At 67.6% G+C, this 6728-nt stretch carries 6 protein-coding genes and 1 pseudogene; 2 read left to right on the plus strand and 5 right to left on the minus strand.

The genetic code is table 11. The annotated features are described in order from the left end of the window. Nucleotides 1-10: 10 nt before the first annotated feature. Both VFL64_RS07025 and VFL64_RS07030 read right to left on the minus strand, forming a co-directional pair. On the minus strand, nt 11-793 hold the full coding sequence (locus tag VFL64_RS07025) for an ABC transporter ATP-binding protein (protein ID WP_489539663.1): 783 nt from the start codon (nt 791-793) through the stop codon (nt 11-13). Nucleotides 794-920: 127 nt separating this feature from the next. After that, the gene (locus tag VFL64_RS07030) at nt 921-2855 is read right to left on the minus strand and encodes an AMP-dependent synthetase/ligase (protein ID WP_489539668.1); all 1935 of its coding nucleotides are present in this window, start codon (nt 2853-2855) and stop codon (nt 921-923) included. A gap of 195 nt (nt 2856-3050) precedes the next feature. Here VFL64_RS07030 and VFL64_RS07035 point away from each other — a divergent pair, with 195 nt between their 5' ends. Continuing rightward, complete coding sequence (locus tag VFL64_RS07035; protein ID WP_489539664.1) at nt 3051-3788, plus strand: Crp/Fnr family transcriptional regulator; 738 nt, start codon at nt 3051-3053, stop codon at nt 3786-3788. A gap of 6 nt (nt 3789-3794) precedes the next feature. Here VFL64_RS07035 and VFL64_RS07040 read toward each other — a convergent pair whose 3' ends face one another. Together VFL64_RS07040 and VFL64_RS07045 are read right to left on the minus strand one after the other, a co-directional pair. Continuing rightward, on the minus strand, nt 3795-5087 hold the full coding sequence (locus VFL64_RS07040) for a flavin-containing monooxygenase (protein ID WP_489539665.1): 1293 nt from the start codon (nt 5085-5087) through the stop codon (nt 3795-3797). A gap of 2 nt (nt 5088-5089) precedes the next feature. After that, nucleotides 5090-5665, minus strand: a complete 576-nt coding sequence (locus VFL64_RS07045) for an OsmC family protein (RefSeq protein ID WP_489539666.1) — start codon at nt 5663-5665, stop codon at nt 5090-5092. A 460-nt stretch (nt 5666-6125) separates the two neighbouring features. Between VFL64_RS07045 and VFL64_RS07050 the strand changes: the two genes are divergently transcribed. Beyond that, the gene (locus tag VFL64_RS07050) at nt 6126-6428 is read left to right on the plus strand and encodes a hypothetical protein (RefSeq protein WP_489539667.1); all 303 of its coding nucleotides are present in this window, start codon (nt 6126-6128) and stop codon (nt 6426-6428) included. A 32-nt stretch (nt 6429-6460) separates the two neighbouring features. Here VFL64_RS07050 and VFL64_RS07055 read toward each other — a convergent pair. Then, nucleotides 6461-6728 (minus strand): annotated as a pseudogene (locus tag VFL64_RS07055) (sorbosone dehydrogenase family protein); the annotation flags it as partial.

Below are 6728 nucleotides of genomic sequence, written 5' to 3' on the forward strand. Positions count from 1 at the left end.
AAGAAGCCCATCAGTGTTGCACTCCCAAATACGCGCGGATCACGTCCGGGTTGTTGCGCACATCGTCCGGGGCACCGTCGCCGATCTTCTTGCCGTAGTCGAGCACCACTACGCGGTCGCTCAAGTCCATCACCACACTCATGTCGTGTTCGATCAGCACGATGGTGGTGCCGAACTCGTCGTTCACGTCGAGGATGAAACGGCTCATGTCCTGCTTCTCTTCCACGTTCATGCCGGCCATGGGTTCGTCGAGCAGCAGCACCTGCGGCTCCATCGCGAGCGCGCGGCCCAGGTCCACGCGCTTTTGCAGGCCGTAGGGCATGCGGCCGACCGGCGTCTTGCGGTAGGGCTGGATCTCGAGGAAGTCGATGATGCGTTCGACCACCTCGCGCTGCGCGATCTCTTCGCGCTGCGCGGGCCCGAGGCGGATGGCCTGCAACAGCAGGTTCGACTTCATCTTCAGGTTGCGCCCGGTCATGATGTTGTCGAGCACGCTCATGCCCTTGAACAGCGCCAGGTTCTGGAAGGTGCGCGCCACGCCCATCTCGGCCACCTGGCGCGAGTTCATGTGCTTGAAGGTCTGGCCGCGGAAGGTGATGGAGCCCTGCTGCGGCGTGTACACGCCGTTGATGCAGTTGAGCATGCTGCTCTTGCCCGCGCCGTTGGGGCCGATGATGGCGCGGATCTCGTGCTCGCGCACGTTGAAGCTGATGTCGGTGAGGGCCTTCACGCCGCCGAAGGAGAGGCTGATGTTCTGCACGTCGAGGATGACGTCGCCGATCTTGCGGGTCATGGTCGATGGGCCTCCGCGGACAACGAACCGCTCAGCCTGAGGTATCGAAGGCCCGCGCAGGCCGTGCCAGGCTTCGATACCTCAGCCCGAGCGGGTGGGGGCGTGCGAAGAAGAAGAGGCTTTGCTCTCATGCCGCCCTCCTCATCGCCGGAAACGTCTTCGCATCCACGATGCGCAGATCGGCTGACACCACGCCGCTGCGGCCGTCTTCGAACTTGACTGCCGTCTCGATGAACTGCGAGCTCTTGCCACCGTACAGCGCATCCACCAGCACCTGGTAGCGCTCGCCGATGAAGCCGCGGCGCACCTTGCGGGTTCGCGTGAGCTCACCATCGTCGGCATCGAGCTCCTTGTGCAGGATCAGGAAGCGGCTGATCTGGCTGCCGGCCAGCTTGTCGTCGGCTGCGAGGTCGGCATTCACCTTCTCGATGCAGTCGCGCACCAGTTCGTAGACCTCGGGCTTTTGCGCGAGATCGGTGTAGCCGGCGTAGGGCAGGTTGCGGCGCTCGGCCCAGTTGCCCACCGCCTCCATGTCGATGTTGATGAAGGCGCAGACCTTGTCGCGGCCATCACCGAAGGCCACCGCCTCCTTGATGAACGGAAAGAACTTGAGCTTGTTCTCCACGTACTTGGGCGCGAACATGTCGCCCGACAGGGTGCGGCCCACGTCCTTCGCGCGGTCGATGATCTTCAGGTGCCCCGCCGCGTCCACGAAGCCGGCGTCGCCCGTGTGGTACCAGCCCTCGGCCGTGAGCACCTCGGCGGTGGCCGCCTCGTTCTTGTAGTAGCCGCGCAAGAGGCCCGACGAGCGCACCAGGATCTCGCCGTTGTCGGCCACCTTGATCTCCACGCCTTCGATGGGCACACCCACCGTGTCGGCGCGCGCCTGGTTGTCGGGCTGCAGGCACACGAACACGGCGGTCTCGGTGGAGCCGTAGAGCTGCTTCAAATTGATGCCGATCGAGCGGTAGAAGCTGAAGAGGTCCGGCCCGATGGCCTCGCCCGCGGTGTAGGCCACGCGCACACGCGAGAAGCCCAGCGTGTTGCGCAGCGGGCCGTAGATGGCGAGGTTGCCCAGCGCATAGAGCAGGCGGTCGGCCAGCCCCACCGGCTTGCCGTCCATCAAGGCCGGGCCCACGCGGCGCGCCAGCGCCATGCAGCGTTGGAACAGCCAGCGCTTGGGCGCGGCGGCGTCTTCCATGCGGATCATCACGCTGGTGAGCAGGCCTTCGAAGATGCGTGGTGGCGCGAAGTAGTAGGTGGGCCCGACCTCGCGCAGGTCGATGCTCACCGTGGCCGCGCTCTCGGGGCAATTGACCACGTAGCCGCAGGTCAGCCACTGCGCGTACGAGAACACGTTCTGCCCGATCCAGGCGAGCGGCATGTAGGCCAGCACCTCTTCGTGCTCGGTGAGTGCGTCGAAGCGCGCGCCGGCCTGGGCGCGGTCGATCAGCGAGCGGTGGGTGTGCACCACGCCCTTGGGGTTGCCGGTGGTGCCCGAGGTGAAGAACATCGCCGCCACGTCGGTGGGCTGGGCCTTGGCCACTTCGGCGTCGAAGAAGCCCGGGTGCTCGGCGTTGTAGGCGCGGCCGGCGGCGAGCAGGGAGTCGATGGCCTCCAGCCCCGGCTCGCTGTAGTTGCGCAGGCCGCGCGCGTCGTCGTACCAGATGTGCGCGAGGCCGGGGTGCTGCTCGCGCACCTCGAGCATCTTGTCGACCTGCTCCTGGTCTTCGACCATCGCGAAGGCGACCTCGGCATTGGTGAGCGGGAAGACGTACTCGCCGGCCACCGCGTCCTGGTACAGCGGCACGGGGATGGCGCCCAGCGCCTGCGCCGCCAGCAGCGAGGCATACAGCCGCGGCCGGTTCTCGCCCACCACCACCATGTGCTGCCCGCGCTGCAAGCCCGCTGCCGCCAGGCCGCCGGCCAGCTCGCGCACCATCGTCTCCAGGGCCGACCAGGAGAGCGTCTGCCAGATGCCGAACTCTTTCTCGCGCAATGCCGGTGCATGAGGCCGCTTCGCCGCGTGCTCCAGCATCAATCGAGGAAAGGTCGTGATCACCACAGCCGTGTCTCCATGCTCTTCTGAGTGCCCCCAGGGCTGGGCTTTGCCCGGCCCGCCCCCCGTGGGGGCCAAGAAAACTTGGGACGGCCCGGCGTTTCCTTGTTGGCCGGACTGTAGGAAGAAGTTTGACGCCATGATGTCGTTCTAACGACAATCCTAGGGAGAGTCCTCCCCGGTTCTTACCCGCAGGCCATGACATCGCGCACCGAACCCGACACACCGCACGGTCACGCGCCGTTGGTGACACGCGCACGGCCGGCGACGCCTTCCGAACTGGCCGACATCCCCTGGCTCAAGACACTGCAGGCCGACGAGCGCGAACGTGCGGTGAGCGACATCCGTGTCGTCAACATCGCCACCGGCGAGCTGCTGTGCCGCGTGGGCCGTCCCGCGACCTACTGGTTCGGCGTGATCGACGGCCTGCTCAAGATGAGCAACGACTCCAGCCACGGCATGCCCATCACCTTCACCGGCGTGCCCCCCGGCGGCTGGTTCGGCGAAGGCACGGTGCTCAAGCGCGAGGTCTACCGCTACAACATCCAGGCGCTGCGCAAGAGCGTGGTGGCGGGCATCAGCGTCGACACCTTCCACTGGCTGATCGACCGCAGCATCCCCTTCAACCGCTTCGTGATGCAGCAGCTCAACGAGCGGCTGGGCCAGTTCATCGGCGCACGCGAGATCGATCGCATGAACGACCCCGACGTGCGCGTCGCGCGCAGCCTGGCTGCGCTCTTCCACCCGACGCTCTACCCCGGCGTGGGCAGCCTGCTGCGCATCACGCAGCAGGAGCTGGGCTACCTGGTGGGGCTGTCGCGCCAGCGCGTCAACGAGGCGCTGCACGCGCTGCAGGCGCTGGGGCTGATCCGCATCGAGTACGGCGGCCTGCGCGTGCTCGACCTCGATGGGCTGCGACGCCAAGTCGCCCCATGAGGTCGCTCAGGCGGCCTGCTGCTGCGCCTGGCGCCGAGCCGTGCGGGCGCGGTCGAGGTGCGCTGCCAGGTGAACGACCAGTTCGCGCACGTCGTCCCCCGCACCGTGGATGAAGCTCGACTTGCGACGCCGCATGAAGGGCAGGCCGAGCGCGTAGACGCCTGGCGCGCCCGTCACCACGCCGCCCTGGTGCATCAGTTCGCCGTGGCGGTCGAACACCGGCAGCGCCAGCCACGAGTGATCGGGCCGCAGGCCTGTTGCCCACAGCACGGTGCGGATGTGCTGCAGGTCGAGGCTCAGCACCGGTGACGCAGCCACTTCGGTGGCGGCCGGCCGATCGGGCGGCGGCAGGCCGGCGGCCAGGCCCTCGCGCTCGGCCCACGCGTCCAGCCCGTCGAGCAGGCGGTTCATCTTGAGGTCGGCCAGCGCGCACACGTTGCGCAGCGATCCCGAGAACAACGCGCGCCCATCGCGGATGCCGGCCAGCCGGCCCACCACCTGCACGCCCTGCTGTTGCAGCAGGTTGAGATCGAGCGTGGCGCGCTCGGGCGTGCCCACGAGCTGGGGCGAGGGCAGGTGCCGCACGCGCGCCGGGTCGTCGACATCGTCGATGCGCTGGTCGAGCAGGCCCGAGGCGTGCATCCACCACTGGATGTCGCGCCCGCGGTAGAGCCGCGGCATGCGCACGTGCTCACCGGTCGCCAGCGTGACGGGCCGCCCGCTGTGATGGATCTCCTGCGCAAGCTGCAGCCCCGTGGCCGAGGCGCCCACCACCAGCACGCCGCCCGCATCGAGCTGGCTCGGCCGGCGATAGGCCTGGGCCGTGACCTGCTGGATGGTGGAGGGCAATGCCGACGCGAACGCCGGCACCAGCGGCCGGCGGTAGGCGCCGCTCGCCAGCACCAGTGCACGGCAGGGCCAGTCGCCGCGGTCGGTGTGCACGAGGTAGCCCGAGGCCAGCTTGCGCACCTGCAGCACCGTGGTGGCGGTGTGCACCGGCGCGGCGATCTTGCGCGCATAGGCCGAGAGAAACGCCACCAACTCGGCCGCGCTCATGTAGCCGCCCGGGTCGTTGCCGCTGTAGCCCTGGCCCGGCAGCTGCGTCATCCAGTTCGGCGTGAGCAGGCGGAGCGTTTCCCAGCGCTCGCTGCGCCAGGCTTCGCCCACCTCGCCGCGTTCGAGCACCACGTGCCGGATCGAGCGCTGTGACAGCGCATGGCTCATCGCGAGGCCAAAGGGGCCGGCGCCGATCACGACGACGTCGACCCCCTGGGCCACCGATGCGGGTGGCGTGTGCATGTTCACCGCTTGCTCGCAGTGACGTGCACGTCGGTCGGGTTCGTCATGATGTCGAACACTGCCGAGCGCTTTTGCGATTGCGCCACCAGCGCAGCGATCTGCTCCGGCGTGGCATCGGCGTCGACCTCGAAGTGCACCTTCACGCCGTCGAAGCCGTTGCGCACCTTCTCGTCGATGCCGAGGATGCCCTGGATGTCCATGCCGGCTTCGAGCGTGGCCTTCACCGAGCGCAGCTGGATGTTGCGGTGCTGCGCCACGGCGGCAACACCCGCCGACAGGCAGCCGGCGAGGCCGACCAGCACCATCTCCACCGGCGTGGCGCCCTTGTCTTCGGACGCAAAGATCTCCGGGTGGTCGGTGTCGAACTGAAAGGCCTGGCGGTGCCGCTGCTCGCCGCCCAGGCCGTGGAAGTTGTCGATGGTGGTGCGCGTCTGGGTGCCGCGCACCCATTCGCTGGTGGCGCGCCACTTGAAGCGCGCCGCTTCAGGCGCCTGGCTCAGCGCCTCGCGGGCGCCCAGCAGGGCTTCGACGTTGACGCCGTTGGCGACGGGCATGACGGAGGGGGTGGAGGTTTGCATGACTGAGTTCCTGTGCAGTTGAAGTGAAAGGCCGGCATGGGTGCCGGGTCACTCCACTGTGTGCAGGGTGCGTGGGACTCAGCGTGGAAGGGATCGTTGAATCGGGGGCCGGGGCTTGCCGTCGTGCAGCAGGCGTTGCACGAGACCGAGCAAGGGCGTCCACACGGCCGGCTGCTTCCCGGAAGCGCGCGGGGGTGGCCGGGCTGCGCCACAACATCGAAGAGGTGGGGCTGTTCGAACACATGCTGCCGCCGCTCTACCGGCAGGAGACAGGCCGCGACGAGTGAGAACGACTGCACGCCAATCACGCGCGCGTGGCGCTGCAACTCTTGTGCGTTGCAGCATGCACACTAGAATCAGGGTTAACCCTAGTCTGTGTCGCTGGGGCACCCACCGGCTACCCATTTCGGGATCGCTGGCCCACAAGGCCTGCTGCCATCTCTCAATGGCAAGGACTCCCATGAAGAACACTGCACTCAACACGATGCTCAGCCTGGCGCTGACGCTCGGCCTGTCGTCCACGCACGCCTCCGTGCTGGACACCGTCACCACGTCTGCCGCCAGCCAGGCAAGGTATTACGACGTCTTCCACGATCGCCAGACCGACTTCGTCTTTGTCCGGCTGCCCCAAGGTTGGGCCTTTGCCGGCCGCGACGAGCAGCAGGCCTTCCACGAGGTGTTCCACGACGCTTCGACGGGCTTCGTGTTCGTCAAGCTTTCGGCGGGCTGGAAGTTCCTCGGCAGCGTGTCGACCCCGAACTGATCTTTCTGCGTTTGCGGGCGCCAATCGCGTGTCTACGCGGCGGTGACGCGCCAGATCACATCACCCACGTCATCGGCCACGAGCAGCGAGCCGTCGGGGCCCAAGGCCACACCGACGGGTCGTCCGTACGACACGCTTTCATCGGGCGCGAGGAATCCACTCAGGATGTCGACCGGTGGCCCGGCCGGGCGCCCGTTGCGGAACGGGACGAAGACGACCTTGTAGCCACTCAGCTTGCTGCGGTTCCATGAGCCGTGCTGACCGATCACCATGCCGTCGCCATAGCCAGGCAAGGTGCCC

The organism is Rhizobacter sp. (assembly GCF_035702065.1).
Lineage (GTDB): Bacteria > Pseudomonadota > Gammaproteobacteria > Burkholderiales > Burkholderiaceae_C > Rhizobacter.